The sequence below is a fragment of the Vibrio sp. TMPB1044 genome (assembly GCF_030442075.1).
Classification (GTDB): domain Bacteria; phylum Pseudomonadota; class Gammaproteobacteria; order Enterobacterales; family Vibrionaceae; genus Vibrio; species Vibrio satsumensis.
Genome location: NZ_JAUJED010000084.1, coordinates 412 through 782, shown reverse-complemented (window position 1 = coordinate 782; position 371 = coordinate 412). Strand labels below are relative to the sequence as shown.

3 tRNA genes are annotated in these 371 nt (G+C 48.0%); all 3 read left to right on the top strand.

Annotation, left to right across the window (positions count from 1 at the left end):
* Nucleotides 1-20: 20 nt before the first annotated feature.
* Nucleotides 21-96, top strand: a tRNA-Lys gene (locus QQ041_RS23655).
* Between the two features lie 25 nt (nt 97-121).
* Nucleotides 122-197 (top strand) — tRNA-Ala (locus tag QQ041_RS23650).
* Between the two features lie 32 nt (nt 198-229).
* A tRNA-Val gene (locus QQ041_RS23645) sits at nt 230-305 on the top strand.
* Nucleotides 306-371: the final 66 nt, after the last annotated feature.

Sequence of the window (371 nt, the reverse complement as noted above, 5' to 3'; positions counted from 1 at the left end):
CTCCCCTACGGGATACCATTGGGTCGTTAGCTCAGTTGGTAGAGCAGTTGACTTTTAATCAATTGGTCGCAGGTTCGAATCCTGCACGACCCACCATTTCCTCCCAAGGAAATAAAAATATGGGGCTATAGCTCAGCTGGGAGAGCGCCTGCCTTGCACGCAGGAGGTCTGCGGTTCGATCCCGCATAGCTCCACCATTCTTTCTCCATGAAGGAATTAAAACTATCATGGGCGATTAGCTCAGTTGGGAGAGCACCTGCCTTACAAGCAGGGGGTCACTGGTTCGAGCCCGGTATCGCCCACCATCTTTAAGCATTCTCGTAAGAGAGTATTTAAAAATGGTTTTGAAAGTTTAAAACTTGAAAAACTCT